Raw genomic sequence first — 20,569 nt, 5'->3', positions numbered from 1 at the left:
CCTCAGGAGCCACCATGCCCGACGGCGCGCCGTCCACCACCGACGACGCCGTCACCTCCCGGCCCGCCGGCGGGCCCCAGGAGGGCCTGTTCGACCTGCCCCCGGGCAGCCGGCGGCCCACCGCCCGGGTCGTGCTCCTCACCGGCCCGTCCGGCGCGGGCAAGACGTCGCTGACCCGCCGCATGGGCCTGCCGGTGGTCTCCCTCGACGACTTCTACCTCGACGGCGACCACCCCGCCCTGCCCCGGCGCTACGGCGTCGTCGACTGGGACTCCCCGGCCACCTGGGACCGGGCCGGCGCCATGGACGCGCTGCTGCGCCTGTCCAGCACCGGGCAGGCGGAGCTGCCCGTCTACGACATCCCCACCAACCGGCGCACCGGCACCACCCAGCTCTCCCTGGACGGCTTCCCGGTGTTCATCGCCGAGGGTATCTTCGCCGCGGAGATCGTCGAGGCGTGCCGCGAGGAGGACATCCTCGCCGACGCCCTGTGCATCTGGCGGCCCCGCGCCCAGACCTTCTGGTTCCGGCTCCTGCGCGACCTCGGCGAGTCCCGCAAGCCCCCGATCACACTGGTGCGGCGCGGGCTGAGCCTGTACCGCAACGAGCCCGCGATGATCGCCGACCTCACCGCCAAGGGGGCCCGGAAGGTGCGGGTGGACGAGGCCGAGGCGCGGATCGAGGACCTGCTGAGGGCAGCCGCCACCGAGGAGCGTCCCCTCCCCGCCGCGCCCGGCGGCTACCGGGTCGAGACCGGCCGGCCTTCTCCCGAGACGTACCGGGCGCTGCGGGCGGCGTGCGGACTGACCCCGCGCACCGACGAGGCCGCCGTGGCGGGTCTGGCCGGGACCTGGCACGGCGTCGTCGTGCGGCACGGCTCCGAGGTGGTCGGGATGGGCCGCGTCGTGGGCGACGGCGGCAGCTTCTTCCAGCTCGTCGACGTCTGCGTGCTCCCGGCGCACCAGGGGCGAGGCCTGGGCGGGCAGGTCGTGGCCGAGCTCCTGGCGCACCTGCGCGACCACGCCCCGGCAGGCGCGTACGTCTCCCTCGTCGCCGAGCCCGACGCCGCCGCGCTCTACCGGCGCCACGGGTTCGCCGAGACCGACCCGGCCGTGGGGATGGCCCTGACGCTGTAGAGCACGGGGCCGGCGGGGGCACGGTGACGACGCACGGAGGTGACGCCGCAGGTCACGAGGTGGCCTCGATCCTGTCACGAACCAGCAACGCGGCCACGGCGGACCCGGCGCGGCCCTAGTTTCTGAGCATGAGGCTCCTGCGCCGGCTCTCGGCCCTGCTCGTCCTGCTGCTCCTCCTCGCCTCCTGCAGCATGGGCGGCGGCGACACCGCGGAGGAGTCCGCCGGCGGCGGGGGCGTCGGCGCGCCCGGGGGCGACGAGGGCGGCGACGGCCCGGTCACGGACAGCGACGGGGAGGTCGTCGACGGCGACCGGCAGGTCATCAGCACCGGCTCGATGACCCTGGTCGTCGAGGACCCGGCGGTGGCCGCCGACGAGGTGACCGCCATCGTCCGCGCGGCCGGCGGCCGCGTGGACGAGCGGTCCGAACAGGCCGGCGGCGACGGCTTCGAGCCGTCCGCGTGGCTGGTCGTGCGGGTCCCGTCCGACGAGCTCGACGACACCCTCGACGCGCTCGCCGAGCTGGGTGAGCAGCGCGACCTCGACATCGGCTCGGTCGACGTCACGGGCACCGCCCGCGACCTGGACGCGCGGATCGGCGCGCTCGAGGCCTCGGTCGACCGGCTGCTCGGCCTCCTCGCCGACGCCCAGAGCTCCGAGGCACTCATCGCCGCGGAGTCCGCGCTCAACGAGCGGCAGTCCGAGCTCGAGGCGCTCAAGGCCGAGCGGCGCTACATCGGCGAGCAGGTCGCGATGGCCACCGTCTCGGTCCAGCTCGTGGCGCGCAGCTCGCCGACCCTGGAGCCCTCGGGCTTCCTCGGCGGCCTGCGCACCGGCTGGGACGCGCTGGTCTCCTTCGTCGGCGCGGTGCTCGTGACCCTCGGGGTGCTCCTGCCGTGGATCGCGCTCGCCGCCGTCATCGCCGCGATCGCCCTGCCCCTGTGGCGGCGCCGTCGCCGGGCTGCCGCGCCGCACCCCGGTGGGCCCGGGCCGGCACCCGCCCACCAGCCGCTCGCGCCGGCCGCAGCCCCGCAGCAGGCCCCGCCGCCCCGGCAGCCGCCGACCGGGCCGACCCACCCGCCGGCCGGGCCGACCGGACCGCCCGTCAGCGGCGCTTGACCAGCGGGAAGGTGATCGTCTCGCGGATGCCGTGGCCGGTCAGCGCCATGAGCAGGCGGTCGATGCCCATGCCCATCCCGCCGGCCGGGGGCATGCCCTGCTCCATCGCCTCGAGGAAGTCCTCGTCGAGGACCATCGCCTCGGGGTCGCCGGCCGCGGCCACGAGGGCCTGCGCGGCGAACCGCTCGCGCTGGACGACCGGGTCGACGAGCTCGGAGTACGCCGTGGCCAGCTCGAAGCCGCGCACGTAGAGGTCCCACTTCTCCACCACGCCGGGCACCGACCGGTGGGCGCGGGTCAGCGGGGAGGTGTCCACCGGGAAGTCGCGCACGAACGTGGGCTCCATGAGGTGGTCGCCGACCCGCTCCTCCCACAGCACCTCGACGATCTTGCCCGGGGTGTAGTGCGGGGCGACGTCGAGGTCGAGGCGGTCGGCGAGCCGCTCGAGGTGCTCGCGCGGGGTCCCGGGGGTGATCTCCTCCCCCAGCGCACCCGAGAGGGAGTCGTACAGGCTCAGCGTGGTCCACTCCCCGCCGAGGTCGTACTGCTCGCCGGTGTCCAGGGTCACGGTCGTGGACCCGAAGGCGTCGGTCGCGGCGCGCTGGACGAGGGAGCGGGTCAGCTCCGCCATCGTGTCGTAGGAGCCGTACGCCTCGTAGGCCTCGAGCATGGAGAACTCGGGCGAGTGGGTGGAGTCCGCCCCCTCGTTGCGGAAGTTGCGGTTGATCTCGAAGACCCTCTCGATGCCGCCGACCACCGCCCGCTTGAGGAACAGCTCGGGGGCGATGCGCATGTACAGGTCGACGTCGTAGGCGTTCATGTGGGTCACGAACGGCCGGGCCGCCGCGCCGCCGGGCTGGATCTGCAGCATGGGGGTCTCGATCTCGACGAACTCGCGCTCGTCGAGGGTGCGGCGCAGGGACCGCACGACCGCGGACCGGGTGCGGACCATGTCGCGGGCACCCTGGCGCATGATGAGGTCGAGGTGACGGCGCCGCACCCGCCCCTCCTCGGACAGGGCCACCTGGTGCCCGTCCTCGGTCTCGTACGTCTTGGGCAGGGGCCGCAGGGCCTTCGCGGCCAGCGCCCAGGAGTCGGCCAGGACGCTCAGCTCGCCGCGCCGGGAGGCGATGACCCGGCCGCGCACGAACAGGTGGTCGCCCAGGTCGACGTCGGTCTTGAACGCGGCGAGCGACTCCTCGCCCACCTCGGCCCGCGAGAGCATCGCCTGCAGGCGGTTGCCCTCGCCGTCCTGGAGGGTGACGAAGGCGAGCTTGCCCGTGTTGCGCAGGTACATCACGCGCCCGGCGAGGCCGACGACGACGTCGGTCTCCTCACCGGCGGCCAGCCCCGCGTGCTCGCGGCGCACCGCGGCGATCGTCGTCGTGACCGGGACGGTGACCGGGTAGGGGTCGACACCGCCGTCGATGAGGCGCTGGCGCTTCTCGGCCCGGACACGGACCTGCTCGGGGGCGTCGTCGTGCGCCAGGTCGCCGGTGTCCACGGTGGTGGTCTGCTCGGTCACCGGACAAGGGTAGCCGCCGGCCGCGGCGCGCTCCCGCGCGGGATCCCCCGGCGCAGGATGACCCCGGTCACGGCCCGTCCCGGCCGCGCGCGGCGCGGTCGCTCAGATGTCGAACTCGGACCGGCGGGCACCGGGCAGGGAGTCGCGGTAGGCGTGGATGGAGACCCCGCTGGGCTCGACGTGCCGCGCCTCCCCCGCGTCGACGTCGGGGACCTCGCCCGGCTCGTCGCCGACGTCGAGGATGTGGTTGTGCTCGTCGACGAAGACCACGTGGGGGGTGTAGGTGCGGGCGTCGGCGTCGGACATCTGCCCGTAGGCGATGAGGATGACGAGGTCCCCGGCGTGGACGAGGTGGGCGGCCGCGCCGTTGATGCACAGGATGCCGCTGCCGCGCTCACCGGGGATGACGTAGGTCGTCAGCCGGGCGCCGTTGGTGACGTCGACGACGTCGACCTGCTGGCCGGGCAGGACGTCGGCGGCGTCGAGGAGGTCCGCGTCGACGGTGATCGACCCGACGTAGTGCAGGTCGGCAGCCGTGATCGTCGCCCGGTGGATCTTGGCGATCATCATCGGGCGGAGCAGGGATCGGGGTGTGGTGAACTCGGTCATCAGGATCATTGTCCCCCGAGATCGACGCGGGTGTTGTCGATGAGCCGGGTGGTGCCCACCCGGGCGGCCACCGCGAGCAGCCCGGGGCCGGTCGCACCCTCGGGCAGCGGCAGGAACGTGTCGGGGTCGACCAGCGCCAGGTAGTCCGCCTCGACCCCCTCGGCCGCCTCGAGGACGTCCGTGGCTGCGGCGAGCGCAGCGGCGACACCGCGCCCCGCCGCGTCCCGCCCGGCGGCCAGCGCCCGGGAGAGGGCCAGCGCCCTGGTCCGCTCGGGGGCGGAGAGGTAGGCGTTGCGGCTGGACATCGCCAGGCCGTCGGGCTCGCGGCGGATCGGGACGCCCACGATCTCGACGCCGAGGTCGAGGTCGCGCACGAGGGTGCGCACGAGCGCGAGCTGCTGGGCGTCCTTCTCGCCAAAGACCGCCACGTCGGGGCGCACGAGGGCGAGCACCTTCGCCACGATCTGCAGCACACCCGCGAAGTGGCCCGGTCGGGTGCGGCCCTCGAGGACGCCGGCCACCGGACCGGGGTCGATGCGGACGAGCGGCTCGGCGGGGTAGGCCTCGGCGTCGTCGGGTGCGAAGACGACGTCGACCCCTGCGCCGGTGAGGAGCGCGAGGTCGCCCTCGAGGTCGCGGGGGTAGGCGTCGAGGTCCTCGCCCGGGCCGAACTGGAGCGGGTTGACGTAGACGGAGACGACGACGTGGTCGGCCCGCTCCCGCGCGGCGCGCACGAGGGAGAGGTGTCCGTCGTGCAGCGCCCCCATGGTCATCACCAGCGCGGTCCGGCCGGGCAGCGCGGCCAGGGCGGCGGCGAGCTCGCGGCGGGTGCGGGCCAGCACCGGCTCGACCACGGCAGCCGTCGCGCCGGCGCCAGGCGCGGCCGCCCCGGCGGACGCGGCGGAGTCGGCGGGCGCGGCCGTCCCGGCGGGCCCGGTCGTCCCGGCGGGCGCCGCACCCCCGGCGGCCGTCACCGCACCGGGCGCCCCGGCGGTCGCACCGCCGACCGGCGCAGCGCCGGCGGGCTCGACGAGCACGTCGAGGAGCCGCGCGGCCGCCGCCTCCCCGATGCGTCCGGCGGCGAGCGCCCGGCGGGTGGTGGCGCGGGCGAGGTACCGATAGCCTGCGAGGACGTCCTCGAGGTCCGGGCCCAGGGAGGCGAGAGCGGCGAGGTGGGCACCGACGGTACCGACGTCGCCGCGCACGACCGGGCCGGTGAGGTCCTGCTCGCCGCCGCGCAGGGCGCCGTCGAGGGCCGCGGTGAGCAGCGGCTCGAGGTAGCGGCCCGGCTCCTCCACCCCGGTGGCGGTCAGGGCACGCCCGGCCTGCGCGACGAGGGTGACGAGGTGGTTGGCGCCGTGCGCGAGGGCCGCGTGGTACGCCGGGCGCTGGTCCTCGCCCAGGACCACCGGCTCCCCGCCGATCTCGACGACGAGCGCCTGCGCGATCGGCAGGACCGGGGCGGCGGCGGTCACCGCGAACGGACAGCCGCTGAGCCGGTTGAGGTCGAGCGAGGTGCCGGTGAAGGTCATCGCGGGGTGGATCGCCAGCGGGATCGCCCCCGCCGCCCGGGCGGGCGCGAGGACCTCCGTGCCGTGCCGGCCCGAGGTGTGGACGACGAGCTGGCCGGGCTGCCACCGGCCCAGGTCGGCCAGACCCCGGACGAGGTCGGGCAGGACGTCGTCGGGGACGGTGAGCAGGACCAGCTCGGCGCGCTCGACGACGTCCTCGACCGTGAGCACCGGCACGCCGGGCAGGAGGGCGTCGACCCGGTCGCGGCTGGCCTCGGTGACGGCCGTGGCGCCGACGACGGCGTGCCCGGCCGCGCGCAGCGCGTTGGCCAGCACGGCGCCCACCCGCCCGGCCCCGACGACGCCGACGCCGAGCCGGCCCGGACGAGGAGTGGTGGAGCTGCTCACCGGTCCATCATCCCAGGCCCGTGCCGGTGGGCCGGTCGCCGTCCGGGCCGGGGACGTCGTCGGACCCCGGGACCGCCACGCGGCGCATCCACTCCTCGGGCCCCTCCGCCGCGCGAGCGGTGCGGGCCCGGCGGGCCTGCTCCAGGAGCAGGTCACGGGCCAGCTCGGCGTCGAGGTGCGGCACCACCGGGGTGACGGGGCCGGGCACCGAGTGGGCGTGCAGGTCCGCCAGGCCGAGCCGACGCTCCAGCGGCCCCTGGGACAGGGCGAGGGACTGGGTCCGCTCGTGCGGGACGACGACGACGCGCCGCACGAGGCGGCCGCGGCGCACCACCATCGCCGTGCCGGTGATGCGCAGGCCGGTGCGCCGCCACGCCAACGGGTCGACCCACCGGGCGCGGCGTGGGCTCGTGAGGAAGCCGGCACCGCCCCCGGCGCCGCCGAGGGCGGCGTCGAGGAGCTCCCGGTGGTCCTCGACCCCGAGGTCGGGCAGCACCAGCCACAGGGAGGTCAGCGCCTCGCCCCGGTCCCCGACGGGCAGCAGGACCGTCTCGACCACGTTGTTCCCCGCCGTCTCGGCGCCGTACCCGGCCACGTTGACCTGGACGCGCCACCATCCTCGCCGCCGCCACAGCAGGGCCTGGCTCAGCTCCACGGCCTGCACCCGCCCGGGCGGGAGGGTCTGCGTGCGGGTCTCCAGCAGCCCGTGCCGCAGCCGGATGCCGTCGGGCGAGAGCGCGGAGCGGAAGCCGAACTCCCCCGCGAAGCGGCTCCACAGGTATCCGCCGGAGCCGAGCAGCGCGGGCAGCACGCCGAAGACCGGGCCGACGGAGCCCACGACGAGGGCGACGACGACGAGCCCGACAACCGTCAGGACGAACCCGATCATGCCGCCGGAGAGCAGCAGCCCGCCGATGATGCGCGTCGCCGGGACCTCGAGGACCTGACGCTCGGGCGCCGCCGCGACGGGTCCGGCGCCCACCTCCCCCGGCGCGGGGACCACCACGCCGGCGGCGCGGGCCATGATCTCGTTGCGCAGCGACTGGGCGTCGGCCTCGGGCACGTACCCGATGACGACGTTGGACCCGCCGCCGCCCGCGGTCTCCACCCGCACCTGGGCCAGCCCGAAGAGCCGGCCGAGCAGCGGCTGGACGACGTCCACCGCCTGCACCCGGTTGAGCCGGGCGTGCCGCTGCTGGCGGAACAGGATCCCGGTGTGGAGGTCGACCGACTCGGTGCCCACCGCGAAGAGGGTCCGGCGCCAGGCGAGCACCGAGTAGAGGGTGGCCACCGCCGCGACCACCACGACGAGTCCCAGCACCACGAGCAGGGCGACGCCCCGGAACCGGCCCATCGTCTGCCACAGGTCGGTGGGCACGGTGTCGAGCTGATCGGTCACCTGCCACACGAGGAAGAACAGCAGCGCGACGACCGCCTTCCAGGCGTTGAGCACCGGGGTGATGCGGTGCACCCGCCGCCACTGCGGACCCGGGGCCGTCCCGTCGCCGGGATCCCTCGCGTCGCGGAGCGCGGCGTCCGCCCCGGTCGGGGAGACGGTCCCGCCCTCGTCGGCCGCGTCCCCGGGCAGGAGCGTCACAGCCCCGCCAGCCGGGCCTCGCCGCGCGCGGTCAGCCGGTCCCGTAGCCGCGCCGCCTCCTGGGGCGGGAGGCCGGGGATCTTGGCGTCGGTCTGCGCAGACGCGGTGTGCAGCTGCACCCCGGCGACCCCGAAGCGGCGGTCCAGCGGGCCGGCACCGACGTCGACGAACTGCATCCGACCGTAGGGGACCACCGTGAGGGAGCGGAAGAGGATCCCCTTGCGCACGAGCAGGTCGTCCTCGGCCTCGGCGTAGCCGATGGCACCGACCTGGCGCGGCACGAGCCACACGAGCCAGGCCGCGACCGCGACCACGACGGCGGGAGCCGTCCACGCCCATCCGCCCACCATCACCGCCGCCGCCACGGCGACGACACCGACCGGGACCAGCACGGCCGCGGCGACGACGAGGCGGGCGGTGACGAGGCCGCGCGAGACGGGGGTGAAGGTGATGCCCTCGGGCTGGAAGGGGTCGTGCACCGGCACGGCCGGGGTGGCGTCCATGGTGTCCTTCGTCTCAGGCGGGGTTCACGGCCCGGGGGCCGCGCGGGTGGTCGGGGTCGTCGTCCTCCGGGGGCACCTGGCACCACCACTCCACGAGGAGCGCCACGCCGACGAGGACGAGGCTCACCACGAGGGCGAGACCGGCGGCCCACGCCTGGGCGCGGGGCAGGGGGGCGCCCAGGTTGTCCAGGGTGAGGAGCAGCTGGGCGCCGAAGTAGCCCACCAGGGCCGAGCCGACGAGCGCGCAGGCCTTCGCGAGCGCGACGACCCGGGCCGCGCCGAGCGGGGTCATGAACGTGTGCTCACGCCGGATGAGGCGCCGCACCCCGCGCCCCAGCCACAGCAGGAGCACGGAGAGCAGGGCCGGCCCCAGGGCGCTGGCGAGCGGCACCGGGACGGGGAGGTAGCCGCGCCCGTCCAGGCCGGACAGGACCAGCAGCGCCAGGACGAGGACGCCACCGGCGATGAGCACGAGGGAGCGCGCCGACGTGCGGGTCATCGGGCCCCCTGCTCGCCGGGACCCTCGAGCCAGTCGAGCGCCAGCCAGCGCACGGTGGAGCGGTCGGCGGCCCGGTCCGCGAGCTCGGCCACGCCGCCGTGGCCGGGCAGCACCGCGTCCGGCGCCACCTGCGACCAGGGCAGCAGGACGAACGCCCGCTCGTGCGCGCGCGGGTGCGGCAGCGTCAGCTCCGGGTCGTCGGACTGCAGGTCGCCGTAGGTGATGACGTCGACGTCGACGGTGCGCGCCCCCCAGCGCTCCTCCCGGGCCCGGCCGTGCGCGTCCTCGAGGCGGCGCGCCAGGCCCAGGAGCTCCAGCGGCGCGAGGGCGGTGGTCCCCACGACGACGGCGTTGAGGTAGTCGGGCTGGTCCGGCTGCCCGGGCGCGAGCACCGCGGCGGTCCGCGCGAGCGGCGAGACGGCGCCGACCTCGACGTCCTCGGCCGCCGTCAGCGCCGCGACGGCCTCTCGCAGGGTGGCGGCGGCGTCGCCGAGGTTCGCCCCGAGCGCGAGGACGAAAGGCACCTCCGCGGCGGGGCGGGTGGTCAGCGGGCCCGCGTCGCCGGTCGCCTCGCCGTTCACGTCCTCGGCGCTGCCGGCGGCCGGCATCCCGGGGGTGCCGCGGTCCTCGTCGTCGCGGCCCGCGTGACGGCGGATGACGAGCTCGACGTCGTCGAAGGGCACCGACAGCGGGGCGCCGGGCTTGTGCACGGTGACGTCGACCGCGCTGACCCCGTGGGCGAGCACGACCGCGGCGATGCGCTCGGCCAGGGTCTCCAGCAGGTCCACCGGCTCCCCGCCGAGGACGGCGACGACGTCCTCGGCGACCGTGGCGTAGCTGACCGTGTCGGCGAGGTCGTCGGTGGCGGCGGCGGCACGCGTGTCGAGGTGGAGCACGACGTCCGCGGTGAAGGTCTGGCCCTGCGCGCGCTCGTGCGCGAGCACGCCGTGGTGGCCGAAGGCACGCAGCCCGAGCAGTCGGATGCGGTCGAGGTCGCGCCCGTCGGGGCCCGGGATGCTCACCTGCGGATCAGCGCCCCGACCGCCAGGCCGCGGCGACCCGCACGGCGTCGGCCGTCCCGGCGACCTCGTGGACGCGGACCGCCCAGACGCCGGCGGCGGCCGCCAGGGCGCTCACGGCCGCGGTGGCGGCGTCGCGGGCCAGCGGCTCGGCCGCCACCTGTGCGGGGACCACCCCGGCGAGGAACCGCTTGCGGGAGGCACCCACGAGCAGGGGGTAGCCCAGGGCGGCGAGGTCGTCGAGGTGCGCCAGCAGGCGCCAGTTGTGCTCCGCCTCCTTGGCGAAGCCCAGGCCCGGGTCCAGGACGATCTGCTCGTCGCGCACCCCGGCGGCGTGGGCGGCGGAGATGCGGTCGGCGAGCTCGGCGAAGACCTCGCCCACGACGTCGTCGTAGACGGCCAGGGAGGCCATCGTCTCGGGGGTGCCGCGCCAGTGCTGGATGACGTACGTGGTGCCGGTGTCGGCCACGGTGGCCGCCATCGACCGGTCCGCCAGACCGCCGGAGACGTCGTTGACGACGACGGCGCCGGCCTCGACGCACGCCCGCGCGGTCATGGCGTTGATGGTGTCGACGCTGACGGCGACCCCCTCGCGCGCGAGGGTCTCGACCACGGGCAGAACCCGGGCGAGCTCCTCCGCCGGGGTGACCGGCTCGGCGCCGGGACGGGTGGACTCACCGCCGACGTCGACGAGGTCCGCGCCCTGGGCCACCAGGTGCCGGGCGTGGGCGATGGCCACCTCGGTGTCGTACCACTGGCCGCCGTCGGAGAAGGAGTCGGGCGTGACGTTGACGACGCCCATCACGAGCGTGCGCGAGCGGTCCCGCAGCGCCCGCGGCAGCCCGGCCGGCGCCCGGCGTCGTGGTCCATCGCTCGAGTACACCGTCCCAGGCTATCGGCCTCGTCAGCGGGTGCCGGCGAGGATGAGGCTCATGGCCTCCGACCGCGTGGCGGCGTTGCGCATCCGACCTCGCACCGCCGACGTCATCGTGCGGGCGCCGGGCTTGCGCACGCCCCGCATGGACATGCACAGGTGCTCGGCCTCGACGACGACGATCGCCCCGCGCGGCTCGAGCCGGGCCACGAGCGCGTCGGCCACCTGCGAGGTGAGCCGCTCCTGGACCTGGGGCCGGCGGGCGTAGCCCTCGACCAGGCGGGCGAGCTTGCTCAGCCCCGTCACCCGGCCGTCGACGGCGGGGATGTACCCGACGTGGGCGACGCCGTGGAAGGGCAGGAGGTGGTGCTCGCACATCGAGTACAGGGGGATGTCGCGCACGAGGACCATCTCCTCGTGCCCGATGTCGAAGACGGCGTCGAGGTGCTCGGCGGGGTCCTCCGTCAGCCCCGCGAACATCTCCGCGTAGGCCCGGGCCATCCGCTCGGGCGTCCCGGCGAGCCCCTCGCGGTCAGGGTTCTCCCCCACCGCCACGAGGAGGTCGCGCACCGCGCGCCGCACGCCCTCGGGGTCGTAGGGCCGCACGGCGGTGCCGCCGTCGAGCAGCGGGGCGGCGTCGCTGGCGCGGTCCGCGACGCCACCCGGCTCCTCCGGGGACTGTGGGACGACCCCGGTCACTAGAGCCCCTCGGCGGGCCCGCCGATGCGGCCGCCGCCCGGCACCTGGCCGACGCCGTCGAGCGGGGTCTCCCCCGCCGCGGCCGCCTGGTCCTCGGGCGCCATGCGCTCCCCGCGGTCCCGCTCGGCGGCGGTGAGGACCGGCGGGAGGTCGCTGACGGGCCGGCCGTCGGAGGAGAGCCACACCGGGCGCGGCGCCCGCTTGACGACGGGGGCGAAGACCCGCGCGAGCTCGGCCTCGTTGAGCGTCTCCTTCTCCAGGAGGTGCAGCACGAGGTCGTCCAGGACGTGGCGGTACTCGGTGAGGATCTCCCACGCCTCGTCGTGGGCCTCCTCGATGAGCCGGCGGGTCTCCTCGTCCACGATGCGCGCGACGTCCTCGGAGTAGTCGCGCTGGTGGCCGTAGTCGCGGCCGAGGAAGGGCTCGGCGTCGGACTTGCCCAGCTTGATCGCGCCCACCCGGTCGCTCATGCCGTACTCGACGACCATCTTCCGCGCGATGGCGGTGGCCTTCTCGATGTCGTTGGAGGCTCCGGTGGTGGGGTCGTGGAAGACGATCTCCTCCGCCACGCGACCGCCCATGGCGTACGCCAGCTGGTCGAGGAGCTCGTTGCGGGAGGTGGAGTACTTGTCCTCGCTGGGCATGACCATGGTGTAGCCCAGGGCCCGGCCGCGCGGCAGGATCGTCACCTTGGTCACGGGGTCGGTGTAGCGCAGGGCCGCCGCGGCCAGGGCGTGCCCACCCTCGTGGTAGGCGGTGACCTTCTGCTCCTTCTCGTTCATGACCCGGGTGCGCTTCTGCGGCCCCGCGACGACGCGGTCGATCGCCTCGTCCAGGGCGCGGTCGTCGATGAGCTGGGCGCCCGAGCGGGCGGTGAGCAGGGCGGCCTCGTTGAGGACGTTGGCGAGGTCGGCGCCGGTGAAGCCTGGGGTGCGCTTGGCGACCATGCGCAGGTCCACGCCGGGGGCCATGGGCTTGCCCTTGGCGTGGACGTTGAGGATGGCGTGACGCCCGTGCAGGTCGGGGGCCTCGACGGCGACCTGGCGGTCGAACCGGCCCGGCCGCAGCAGGGCGGGGTCGAGCACGTCAGGACGGTTGGTGGCGGCGATGAGGATGACGTTGGTCTTGACGTCGAAGCCGTCCATCTCCACGAGGAGCTGGTTGAGGGTCTGCTCGCGCTCGTCGTGGCCGCCGCCCATGCCGGCGCCGCGGTGGCGCCCGACGGCGTCGATCTCGTCGACGAAGATGATGGCGGGCGCGTTGGCCTTGGCCTGCTCGAACAGGTCACGCACGCGCGAGGCGCCGACACCGACGAACATCTCGACGAACTCCGAGCCGGAGATCGAGAAGAACGGCACCCCGGCCTCGCCGGCGACGGCGCGGGCGATGAGGGTCTTGCCGGTCCCGGGCGGGCCGTAGAGGAGCACGCCCTTGGGGATCTTCGCGCCCACCGCCTGGAACTTCTCCGGCTCGGCGAGGAACTCCTTGATCTCCTCGAGCTCCTCGACGGCCTCCTCCTCGCCGGCGACGTCGGCGAAGGTGACGTCGGGGTTCTCCTTGTTGACCATCCGGGCCTTGGACTTGCCGAACTTCATCATGCCGCCGGCCCCGCCCTGGGCGCGGGAGAGGATCCACCAGAAGACGACGAAGATGAGGATCATCGGCAGGACGAACAGCAGCAGGGAGGACAGCCACGACTGCTGCGGGACCACGGAGTTGTAGCCCTGCTCCGGGTCGGCCGCCTCGACGGCGCCGACGACCGTCTCCCCCTGCGGGGCGACGTAGTAGAACTCGACCGAGGTGCCCTTGTCGACCTCCCCGCCCTCGCCGTCGTCGGCCACGAACGGTTCGGACAGGGTCATCCGCACCCGCTGGGAGCCCTCGGTGATCTCCACCTGCTCGACGGTGTCGCCGGCGAGGAGCTCCAGGCCCTGGGAGGTGTCGATCCGCTGGGTCGCCCCCTGCCCGAGGAGGGACCACGCCATGGAGACGAGGAGGAGGACGAGGAGGATCCACACCAGTGGTCCTCGCAGCAGGTTCTTGGCATTCATGAACGATGGGCCCTGGGCCCGGTCCCTCCTGGTCGCACGTTTTCCCCGACGGTAGCCGACCGGGGCGGGCGGGCACCGGCCGGTCGGCCCGTTGTTCGCGCAGGGCTTGCCCGAGCACGGGTCTTCCTCAAGGACAACGGGCGGGTGCGTGCCGGTGTTCCGCGCCCGCGCCGGAGCCGCCGGTCGGGGCGCTCAGCCGCCGTAGACGTGCGGTGCGAGGGTCCCGACGAAGGGCAGGTGGCGGTAGCGCTCGGCGTAGTCCAGGCCGTAGCCGACGACGAACTCGGGCGGGATGTCGAACCCGACGTAGCGCACGTCGACGTCGACCTTGGCCGCCTCGGGCTTGCGCAGCAGGGTCGCGATCTCCACCGAGGCCGGCCCGCGCGAGCGCAGGTTGGCCACGAGCCAGGACAGGGTGAGCCCGGAGTCGATGATGTCCTCGACGATGAGGACGTCCCGGCCGGTGAGGTCGTTGTCGAGGTCCTTGAGGATGCGCACGACGCCGGACGACTTCGTCCCCGAGCCGTAGGACGAGACCGCCATCCAGTCCATCTGGATCGGCAGGTGCATCCGCCGGGAGAGGTCGGCCATGACCATCACCGCGCCGCGCAGGACGCCGACGAGCAGCAGCTCGCGCCCGGCGTAGTCGGCGTCGATGAGGGCGGCCATCTCCTCGAGCCGGGTGCCGATCTGCTCCTCGGTGAGGAGGATCTTCTCCAGGTCCTCACCCATGTCACGCGCGTCCATGCAGGCGCCCCTCCCGCTCACTCGGTACCGCCGCCGGGCGGTGTCCCGGCCGGGTGCAGGGCAAGCCTGCCACACCGCCGCCGGGCCTCCACACCGCCGGGGAGCTGGACGGCGCCCTGGCCGTGGAAGGCGGTGACCAGGGCCTCGAGGGCGTCGAGGTGGACCGCGGCGAGGGCACCGGGTGCGGCGCCCGCGCGCAGGGCGGCGGTGCGCAGGGCCCGGCTGCGCAGCGCGGGGTGGGCGGCGGCCAGGGTGGCCGCGTCGAGGATGAGGGGCGCGGTCGCGACGACGGCGTCGTCGAGGAGGGCGCCGGCCTGGGCGTCGAGGAGGGCGCCGTCGCGGCGCAGCTGCTCGGCCGTGCGGGCGAGCGCGGGCACGACCCCCGGGCCGAGGGCGGCGACGAGGGCGGGCAGGGCCCGTTCGCGCACCGCCGCCCGGCGCAGCGCCGAGCCGTCCGCGGCGCGCCAGGGGCCGTCCGCGGCGTTGCCCGGGTCGCGGGCGGGCTCGAGCCCCGCCGCCCGGCACACCGCCTCGGTCTGCTCGCGCCGCAGCCCGAGGAACGGCCGCCGCAGCAGGCCCCGCACGGGTGCCATCGCGGCGAGGGACCGGACGCCCGAGCCGCGGGCTAGGCGGAGCAGGACCGTCTCGGCCTGGTCGTCCAGGGTGTGCCCGAGCAGGACGGCCGCCGCGCCGACCGCCGTCGCCGCCTCGGCGAGCGCGTCGTACCGCGCGGAGCGGGCGGCGGCCTCGGGGCCGCCGGCACCGGTGCCCCCGGGACCGCCGCGGACGTCGACGGCGCGCACGAGGACCGGGTCGAGACCGAGGTCGCGGCACTGCGCGGCCGCGCGGGCGGCGACCTCCCCCGAGCCGGGGGCCAGCTTGTGGTCGACGACGACGGCCCCGGCCTGCCACCCCTCGCGCGCCGCGACGAACGCCGCCGCCGCCGCCAGCGCGAGCGAGTCGGCCCCGCCGGAGCAGGCCACGAGGACCCTCGCGCCGGGCGGCAGGTCGCCGAGCGCGGTCCGGACGGCGGAGCGGGCGGCGGCAACGTCGGGCGGCGGTCCGGCCATCTCAGCCGTGGACGCGGCGCACCCAGGCGTCCGGATCGGCGATCTCGGCGGCGCTGGGCAGGTGCTCGGCACCGGTCCACACGGCGTTGAGCCCGTCGTGCCCGACGCGGGCGACGACGTCACGGACGAAGCGGGCGCCGTTGCGGTACTGGGCGACCTTGGCGTCCATCCCGAGCAGGCGCCGCAGGAGCACGTCGGGGGCGGAGGTGCCGTCGCGACGCTTCTCGAAGGAGGCGCGGATGCGGCGCACCGAGGGCAGCCGGGCGGGGCCGACCTCATCCATGACGACGTCGGCGTGCCCTTCGAGCAGGCTCATGACCGCCACGACCTCACCCATCGCGGCCCGCTCCTCCTCGTCGAGGAAGGCCTCCACGAGCGCGCCGCCCATCTCGTGCGGGCGCGGCTCGCCGCGCAGCGAGCCGAGGGTCTCCACGACGGCGCGGGCCGCCCGGGCGATGCGGGCGAGGGCGTCGTCGCTGTCGGCGACCTCGTCGACGACCGAGCGCATCTTCGTCCGCAGGTGGTCGGCGAGCCACGGGGCGGCGGCGAACTGCACGGCGTGCGTCTGCTCGTGCAGGCACACCCACATGCGGAAGTCCATGGCGTCGAGGTCCAGCTCGCGCTCGATGTGCAGCACGTTGGGGGCGACGAGGAGCAGTCGACCGGGTGCGCCCGCGGTGAACGGGTCGAACTGGCCGAGCACCTTGGTCGAGAGCAGGGAGAGGACCACGCCCATCTCCTCGCCGGCGATCCGGGCGGCCCCGGGCCGGGTGGCCGCGGGCAGCAGCCCGTCGGTGAGGTGGGCGAACATCTCGACGTTGGCCTCGGCCCAGCGCGGCCGGTCCACGACGTACACGGGCACGCGGGCGGCGGCCTCGGCGGCGGCGTGCAGCCCCGTGATCGCGCCGACGTGGCGGGGGGCCTCCCGGGCGGCGGTGCGCAGCACCGTGATGAGCGCCCGCAGCTCCGCGCGCGAGCCCCTCGGGCCCGGGCGGGCGAGGCCGCCCGCGCGTCGCACGGCGACCTGCCAGTCCACGGCTTCGCTCATGGCCTCCAACCTACTGTCGGCGGGCGCGCGGCGCGGCCTAGCACCCACACGCGCCGAGCGTGCGCACGAGGTCGTCGATCGCCAGCCGGGCCTGGAAGGTCGTGCCGACCGGGAGGTCGTCGGTGAGGACGGAGAAGACCAGCAGGCGGCCGTCGGCGGTCAGCACCGTCCCGCTGAGGGACGAGGCCACGGTGAGGGTGCCGGTCTTGGCGCGCACACGCCCGGCGAGGTCGCCGGTGAAGCGCTCGGCGAGCGTGCCGTCGAGGTTGCCCACGGGCAGGCCGGGCACGAGCGCGGCGAGCTCGGGCCGGGCGGGGTCGAGGGAGGCGACGAGGACGTCGGTGAGGAGGCGCGCCGGCACGGTGGTGTCCATGCTCAGGCCGGAGGTGTCGGCGAGGGTGACGCCCTCGACGTCGAGGCCGAGGTCGGCCAGCTGGTCGCGCACCGCCGCGGTCGCGCCCGCGAAGTCCGCCGCTCCGCCCCGCTCGATCGCGACCAGCCGGCCGAGGACCTCGGTGACGGAGTTGTCGGAGGCGCGCAGGGCCTCGCGCACCACCGCCGCGAGCGGGGCGGACTCGACGGTCGCGATCGGCTCGAGGTCGTCGTCGGGCAGGGGGGTGCGGCGGACCGACCCCGAGACGGCGACACCGGCGTCGGCCAGGGCGGCCGCGAAGGTGCGGGCCGCCTCCAGGGCCGGGTCGTCGAGATAGCCGCCGGCACCGTCGCGGCCGGAGTCGACGGCGAGGGGCTGGACCGGCATGACGAAGTCCAGGTCCAGCCCGCTCCAGCCGGACGCGTGGACAGGGCCGGTGAACAGGCCGTCGGCCAGCGAGACGCTCACCTCGCCCACCCCCTGCGCGGTGAGCTCGGCCGCCGTGGCGGCCGCGAGGTCGGCGAGCCCGGCGTGGCCCCGGACCGCGGCGGGGTCGCCCTGCCCCGCGGCGAGCATGACGTCGCCGCCCGCGACGAGCACGACCCGGTCGTCGCCGGTCTGGACCACCGACGTCGTGAGGACCCGGTCCGGGCCGAGCGCGGCGAGCGCCGCGGCGGCGGTGAGGACCTTGAGCGAGGAGGCGGGCCGGCGCGGCGTGGCGCCCTCGGAGTCGAGGAGCACCTCCCCCGTCACTCCGTCGGCGACGACGACGGAGGCCTCGCCGATCATGCGGTGGTCCGCCCGGAGGCTGTCGGCCATCCCTTCCAGCGCCGCTGCCGCCGGCACCGGTGACTCCGTGTCCGGGCCCGCGACGGCGGGGGCGCGCAGGCCGTCGCCCGGGATGTCGGGGAAGGGCCGGGGGTCGGCGGGGACCGGATCGGTGGTGAGCACCCCGGGCACGACGTCCGCGGCGTCGGCGGCGGTGTACCCACCCAGGACGAGGACGCCCGCGAGGACACCCGCGATCCTCCTCCGTGCCACGGCACCTCCCCGGGTCCGGCGGGCGCCGCGCGTGCACGAAAGCCCCTGACGTGCGACACACTAGTGCCGAGAGTCCGGCCAGGACCGCGCCGGGCGGACACGACGCGCCCCCTCGTCCCGCGGTGGGGCGGCCGGGCCGGAGGAAGGGTAGCCGTGGAGTTCGACGTCACGATCGAGATCCCCAAGGGGAACCGCAACAAGTACGAGGTCGATCACGAGACCGGGCGGATCCGCCTGGACCGGATGCTCTTCACGTCCACCCGCTACCCCGACGACTACGGGTTCATCGAGGACACGCTCGGCGAGGACGGCGACCCGCTCGACGCGCTGGTGCTGCTCGAGGAGCCGACCTTCCCCGGCTGCCTCATCCGCTGCCGCGCCCTGGGGATGTTCCGGATGAAGGACGAGGCCGGCGGGGACGACAAGGTCCTGTGCGTCCCGGCGGCCGACCAGCGCGCGTCGTGGCGCACGGACATCGAGGACGTCAGCGAGTTCCACCGCCTGGAGATCCAGCACTTCTTCGAGGTGTACAAGGACCTCGAGCCGGGCAAGTCGGTCGAGGGCGCCCACTGGGTGGGCCGTGAGGCGGCCGAGCACGAGATCCGCCGGTCGTACGAGCGGGCCAAGGAGCAGGGCTACCACAACAACGGCGTCCACTGACGTCACCGACGGGCTGGCCGCACCACCGGCTGCCGTCCCCGCACGACGACCGAGGGCCCCGCCGACCGGCGGGGCCCTTAGTCGTGCGGTGCCGGCTCAGAGGCGGCCCACCACCGGCATGATGTTGACGTGCCACATGGGCACCTCCTCGACGGTCTTTCCGGGGCTGGGCGCGTGGATGCGCATGTTGCCACCGGTGTAGATCGCGACGTGGTAGATCCCTGAACGCTGGCCGTTGCTGCTCCAGAACACCAGGTCGCCCTTCTTGACCTGGCTCAGCGGCACCTTGGTCGCGACGTCCCACTGGGCGCGGGTGGTGCGGGGCAACGAGATCCCGGCGGCCCCGAAGGCCCGCATGGTCAGGCCCGAGCAGTCGTAGCCGGGGTTCCCGGTTCCACCCCACACGTACGGGACACCGAGCTGGGACCGGGCGAAGGCGATCGCGCGGTCGACGGCCGAGGTGTTGACCGGCGGGGCGGGTGCGGGCGCGGGCGCAGGGGCCGGAGCAGGTGCGGGCGCGGGTGCCGGAGCAGGAGCAGGTGCGGGCGCCGGAGCAGGCGCCGGAGCAGGCGCCGGCGCGGGCGCCGGGGCCGGAGCGGGCGCCGGGGCCGGAGCGGGCGCCGGGGCCGGAGCGGGCGCCGGGGCCGGAGCAGGTGCGGGCGCCGGAGCGGGCGCGGGCGCCGGGGCGGGCGCGGGAGCCGGGGCGGGCTCCGGATCCTGGGCCGGGCTCGGCGCGGCCGGCGCCTGCGCGGTCGGCGCCTGGGCAGCCGGGCTCTGGGCAGCGGGGCTCTGGGCAGCCGGGCTCTGGACGGCGGGCGCAGGGCCCGTCGCTGCGGCGGCCGGGATGGCGGCGAGGGCCTGGGACCGGGCGGCGGCGTCCTGACGGGAGAGCCGATCGGCGTCGAGCGCGTCCTGACGGGCACGCTCGAGCTCGACCGTGGTGGATCGCTGCGCTGCGAGCTCGACGATGAGCTCCCCGCGCCGCTGCGCGGCAACGATGGCCTGGTCCTGCGCCTGGGCGTAGCCGGCCTCGGCCGCCTCGGACGCGGCGCCGAGCTCGTCCGTGGCCCGTTCCTGCGCGGCGACCGCCTCGTCGGCACGGCCCTGCAGCGTGCGGTGGACCTGTTCGAGTGCCTGGAAGCGCTGGATGTGCTTGTCCGCGCGACTGCCGAGGCGCTCGAGCGTGGACGTGCGACCCATCGCCTCCGCGAAGCTGTCGGAGGAGAGGTAGGGGGTGATGTGGGCGAGTCCGACCGAGCTGTCCTGGTAGAGCGCGGCGGCCACCTGACCGAGCTGTGCACGTGCCGCCTCCACCTCCTCGGCCGCGGCGTCTGCCTCGGCCTGGCGCTCCTGCGCCGTGCTGACGGCGGCGGCGAGAGCCGCCTGCGCCGCGAGGAAGTCCTCGTTGGTCAGCGAGGCGCGGACCGCGGCCTCCTCGACCTCGGCGGCCACCGTGGCGAGCTCGACCTCGAGGGATGCGATCGACCGGACCGTGACCGTCTCGGCGGCCCGGGACTCCGCGATCTCGTCCTCGCTCGGGGCTGCGGTCGCACCGGCCGTGAAGCCTGCCGTCGACAGGGCAAGGACGGCGAGGGCGGCCGTCATCCGCCGCGTACCGGGTCGTGCGTCCACCGTTCCTCCAGGTCCGCGCGGACCGTGCGGGGCGCGCGCTCTCGCACCGTAGCGGACTTGAACCTCTTTGGGAACATCCGTATCTCTAGTAACACTGGTAACAGGTAGGCGCGGCAGCGCCGATCCGGGCGGAAGAGCGACCGTCACGCCCGGCGCCACCGACCAAGGTCCCACCGCCCGCACGACGTCGTGCAGCGAGTGATCACTCCGTTGCCGAACGAGAGCGGTGTGGAGGGATCGCTCGGTCACGAGGTGATCGTTCGCCGACGGAGGGATCGCTCGCCCAGCAACACCCTGAGCCCACGAAGCACCTGATCGCGGACAACGACGACTGGAGCCGACCAAGCGCCTTGCCCCCGGCCTGTCCCGCTCCGGGACGAACCCGGCACGCGCGGGGCGCTCCACCTGCGCCCCGCACGAGTCGCGGGTGGCGCAGGTCTCACCACATG

17 protein-coding genes and 2 pseudogenes are annotated in these 20,569 nt (G+C 75.4%); 3 read left to right on the top strand and 16 right to left on the bottom strand.

Translation table 11 applies throughout. The annotated features are described in order from the left end of the window. The first annotated feature begins 14 nt into the window (after positions 1 to 14). Together AAEM63_RS02925 and AAEM63_RS02920 are read left to right on the top strand one after the other, a co-directional pair. On the top strand, positions 15 to 1,136 hold the full coding sequence (locus AAEM63_RS02925) for a GNAT family N-acetyltransferase (RefSeq protein WP_341360198.1): 1,122 nt from the start codon (positions 15 to 17) through the stop codon (positions 1,134 to 1,136). 128 nt (positions 1,137 to 1,264) lie between these two features. Further along, complete coding sequence (locus tag AAEM63_RS02920) at positions 1,265 to 2,254, top strand: DUF4349 domain-containing protein (protein WP_341360197.1); 990 nt, start codon at positions 1,265 to 1,267, stop codon at positions 2,252 to 2,254. Here the strand turns inward: AAEM63_RS02920 and lysS are convergent. The 15 genes and pseudogenes from lysS to dacB form a co-directional block, all read right to left on the bottom strand. After that, positions 2,241 to 3,779: a lysine--tRNA ligase gene (lysS, locus tag AAEM63_RS02915; protein WP_341360196.1), complete on the bottom strand. Its 1,539-nt coding sequence runs from the start codon at positions 3,777 to 3,779 to the stop codon at positions 2,241 to 2,243. The genes AAEM63_RS02920 and lysS overlap by 14 nt on opposite strands. Positions 3,780 to 3,881: 102 nt before the next feature. Then, the gene (panD, locus tag AAEM63_RS02910; RefSeq protein WP_341360195.1) at positions 3,882 to 4,388 is read right to left on the bottom strand and encodes an aspartate 1-decarboxylase; all 507 of its coding nucleotides are present in this window, start codon (positions 4,386 to 4,388) and stop codon (positions 3,882 to 3,884) included. 5 nt (positions 4,389 to 4,393) lie between these two features. Continuing rightward, positions 4,394 to 5,203 (bottom strand): annotated as a pseudogene (gene panC, locus AAEM63_RS02905) (pantoate--beta-alanine ligase); the annotation flags it as partial. Positions 5,204 to 5,419: 216 nt separating this feature from the next. Continuing rightward, positions 5,420 to 6,307, bottom strand: a pseudogene (locus AAEM63_RS02900) (DUF2520 domain-containing protein); the annotation flags it as partial. A gap of 7 nt (positions 6,308 to 6,314) precedes the next feature. After that, positions 6,315 to 7,904, bottom strand: coding sequence for a PH domain-containing protein (locus AAEM63_RS02895; RefSeq protein WP_341360194.1), 1,590 nt, complete (start codon positions 7,902 to 7,904; stop codon positions 6,315 to 6,317). Next, complete coding sequence (locus AAEM63_RS02890; RefSeq protein ID WP_341360193.1) at positions 7,901 to 8,407, bottom strand: PH domain-containing protein; 507 nt, start codon at positions 8,405 to 8,407, stop codon at positions 7,901 to 7,903. Before AAEM63_RS02890 ends, AAEM63_RS02895 begins: the two co-directional genes overlap by 4 nt. A 13-nt stretch (positions 8,408 to 8,420) precedes the next feature. Next, positions 8,421 to 8,906: a DUF3180 domain-containing protein gene (locus tag AAEM63_RS02885; protein ID WP_341360192.1), complete on the bottom strand. Its 486-nt coding sequence runs from the start codon at positions 8,904 to 8,906 to the stop codon at positions 8,421 to 8,423. Further along, positions 8,903 to 9,928, bottom strand: coding sequence for a 2-amino-4-hydroxy-6-hydroxymethyldihydropteridine diphosphokinase (gene folK / locus AAEM63_RS02880; protein WP_341360191.1), 1,026 nt, complete (start codon positions 9,926 to 9,928; stop codon positions 8,903 to 8,905). Before folK ends, AAEM63_RS02885 begins: the two co-directional genes overlap by 4 nt. A gap of 7 nt (positions 9,929 to 9,935) precedes the next feature. Next, positions 9,936 to 10,727 carry a dihydropteroate synthase gene (gene folP, locus AAEM63_RS02875; RefSeq protein ID WP_341361290.1) on the bottom strand — a complete coding sequence of 264 codons (792 nt, stop codon included), beginning with the start codon at positions 10,725 to 10,727 and terminating at the stop codon, positions 9,936 to 9,938. Positions 10,728 to 10,829: 102 nt separating this feature from the next. Beyond that, positions 10,830 to 11,426: a GTP cyclohydrolase I FolE gene (gene folE, locus AAEM63_RS02870; protein ID WP_341361289.1), complete on the bottom strand. Its 597-nt coding sequence runs from the start codon at positions 11,424 to 11,426 to the stop codon at positions 10,830 to 10,832. Between the two features lie 71 nt (positions 11,427 to 11,497). After that, positions 11,498 to 13,549 (bottom strand): ATP-dependent zinc metalloprotease FtsH, encoded by a 2,052-nt coding sequence (ftsH, locus tag AAEM63_RS02865; RefSeq protein ID WP_341360190.1) that lies wholly within the window; start codon positions 13,547 to 13,549, stop codon positions 11,498 to 11,500. 192 nt (positions 13,550 to 13,741) lie between these two features. Next, entirely contained in the window at positions 13,742 to 14,296 is a 555-nt protein-coding gene (hpt, locus tag AAEM63_RS02860; protein ID WP_123916893.1) for a hypoxanthine phosphoribosyltransferase, read from the bottom strand. 17 nt (positions 14,297 to 14,313) lie between these two features. Beyond that, on the bottom strand, positions 14,314 to 15,366 hold the full coding sequence (tilS, locus tag AAEM63_RS02855) for a tRNA lysidine(34) synthetase TilS (RefSeq protein ID WP_341360189.1): 1,053 nt from the start codon (positions 15,364 to 15,366) through the stop codon (positions 14,314 to 14,316). 1 nt (position 15,367) lies between these two features. Then, positions 15,368 to 16,414 (bottom strand): zinc-dependent metalloprotease, encoded by a 1,047-nt coding sequence (locus AAEM63_RS02850; protein ID WP_341360188.1) that lies wholly within the window; start codon positions 16,412 to 16,414, stop codon positions 15,368 to 15,370. Between the two features lie 37 nt (positions 16,415 to 16,451). Then, complete coding sequence (dacB, locus tag AAEM63_RS02845) at positions 16,452 to 17,828, bottom strand: D-alanyl-D-alanine carboxypeptidase/D-alanyl-D-alanine-endopeptidase (protein WP_341360187.1); 1,377 nt, start codon at positions 17,826 to 17,828, stop codon at positions 16,452 to 16,454. Positions 17,829 to 17,981: 153 nt separating this feature from the next. Here dacB and AAEM63_RS02840 point away from each other — a divergent pair, with 153 nt between their 5' ends. Then, positions 17,982 to 18,488 (top strand): inorganic diphosphatase, encoded by a 507-nt coding sequence (locus tag AAEM63_RS02840; protein ID WP_123916885.1) that lies wholly within the window; start codon positions 17,982 to 17,984, stop codon positions 18,486 to 18,488. 96 nt (positions 18,489 to 18,584) lie between these two features. Here AAEM63_RS02840 and AAEM63_RS02835 read toward each other — a convergent pair whose 3' ends face one another. Continuing rightward, on the bottom strand, positions 18,585 to 20,120 hold the full coding sequence (locus AAEM63_RS02835) for a C40 family peptidase (protein WP_341360186.1): 1,536 nt from the start codon (positions 20,118 to 20,120) through the stop codon (positions 18,585 to 18,587). Between the last annotated feature and the right edge of the window lie 449 nt (positions 20,121 to 20,569).

The organism is Georgenia sp. M64 (genome assembly GCF_038049925.1).
Classification (GTDB): Bacteria; Actinomycetota; Actinomycetes; order Actinomycetales; family Actinomycetaceae; genus Georgenia.
The sequence above is the reverse complement of the archived record's forward strand: the minus strand, read 5'-3'. Positions and strand labels throughout refer to the sequence as shown.

What these genes read in the sequence shown, in the direction of transcription:
- AAEM63_RS02885 (WP_341360192.1), bottom strand. Translation starts at nt 8,906, where the DNA reads ATGACCCGCACGTCGGCGCGCTCCCTCGTGCTCATCGCCGGTGGCGTC.
- tilS (WP_341360189.1), bottom strand. Translation starts at nt 15,366, where the DNA reads ATGGCCGGACCGCCGCCCGACGTTGCCGCCGCCCGCTCCGCCGTCCGG.
- folP (WP_341361290.1), bottom strand. Translation starts at nt 10,727, where the DNA reads ATGGGCGTCGTCAACGTCACGCCCGACTCCTTCTCCGACGGCGGCCAG.
- hpt (WP_123916893.1), bottom strand. Translation starts at nt 14,296, where the DNA reads ATGGACGCGCGTGACATGGGTGAGGACCTGGAGAAGATCCTCCTCACC.
- panD (WP_341360195.1), bottom strand. Translation starts at nt 4,388, where the DNA reads ATGACCGAGTTCACCACACCCCGATCCCTGCTCCGCCCGATGATGATC.
- AAEM63_RS02925 (WP_341360198.1), top strand. Translation starts at nt 15, where the DNA reads ATGCCCGACGGCGCGCCGTCCACCACCGACGACGCCGTCACCTCCCGG.
- AAEM63_RS02890 (WP_341360193.1), bottom strand. Translation starts at nt 8,407, where the DNA reads ATGGACGCCACCCCGGCCGTGCCGGTGCACGACCCCTTCCAGCCCGAG.
- AAEM63_RS02850 (WP_341360188.1), bottom strand. Translation starts at nt 16,414, where the DNA reads ATGAGCGAAGCCGTGGACTGGCAGGTCGCCGTGCGACGCGCGGGCGGC.
- AAEM63_RS02920 (WP_341360197.1), top strand. Translation starts at nt 1,265, where the DNA reads ATGAGGCTCCTGCGCCGGCTCTCGGCCCTGCTCGTCCTGCTGCTCCTC.
- ftsH (WP_341360190.1), bottom strand. Translation starts at nt 13,549, where the DNA reads ATGAATGCCAAGAACCTGCTGCGAGGACCACTGGTGTGGATCCTCCTC.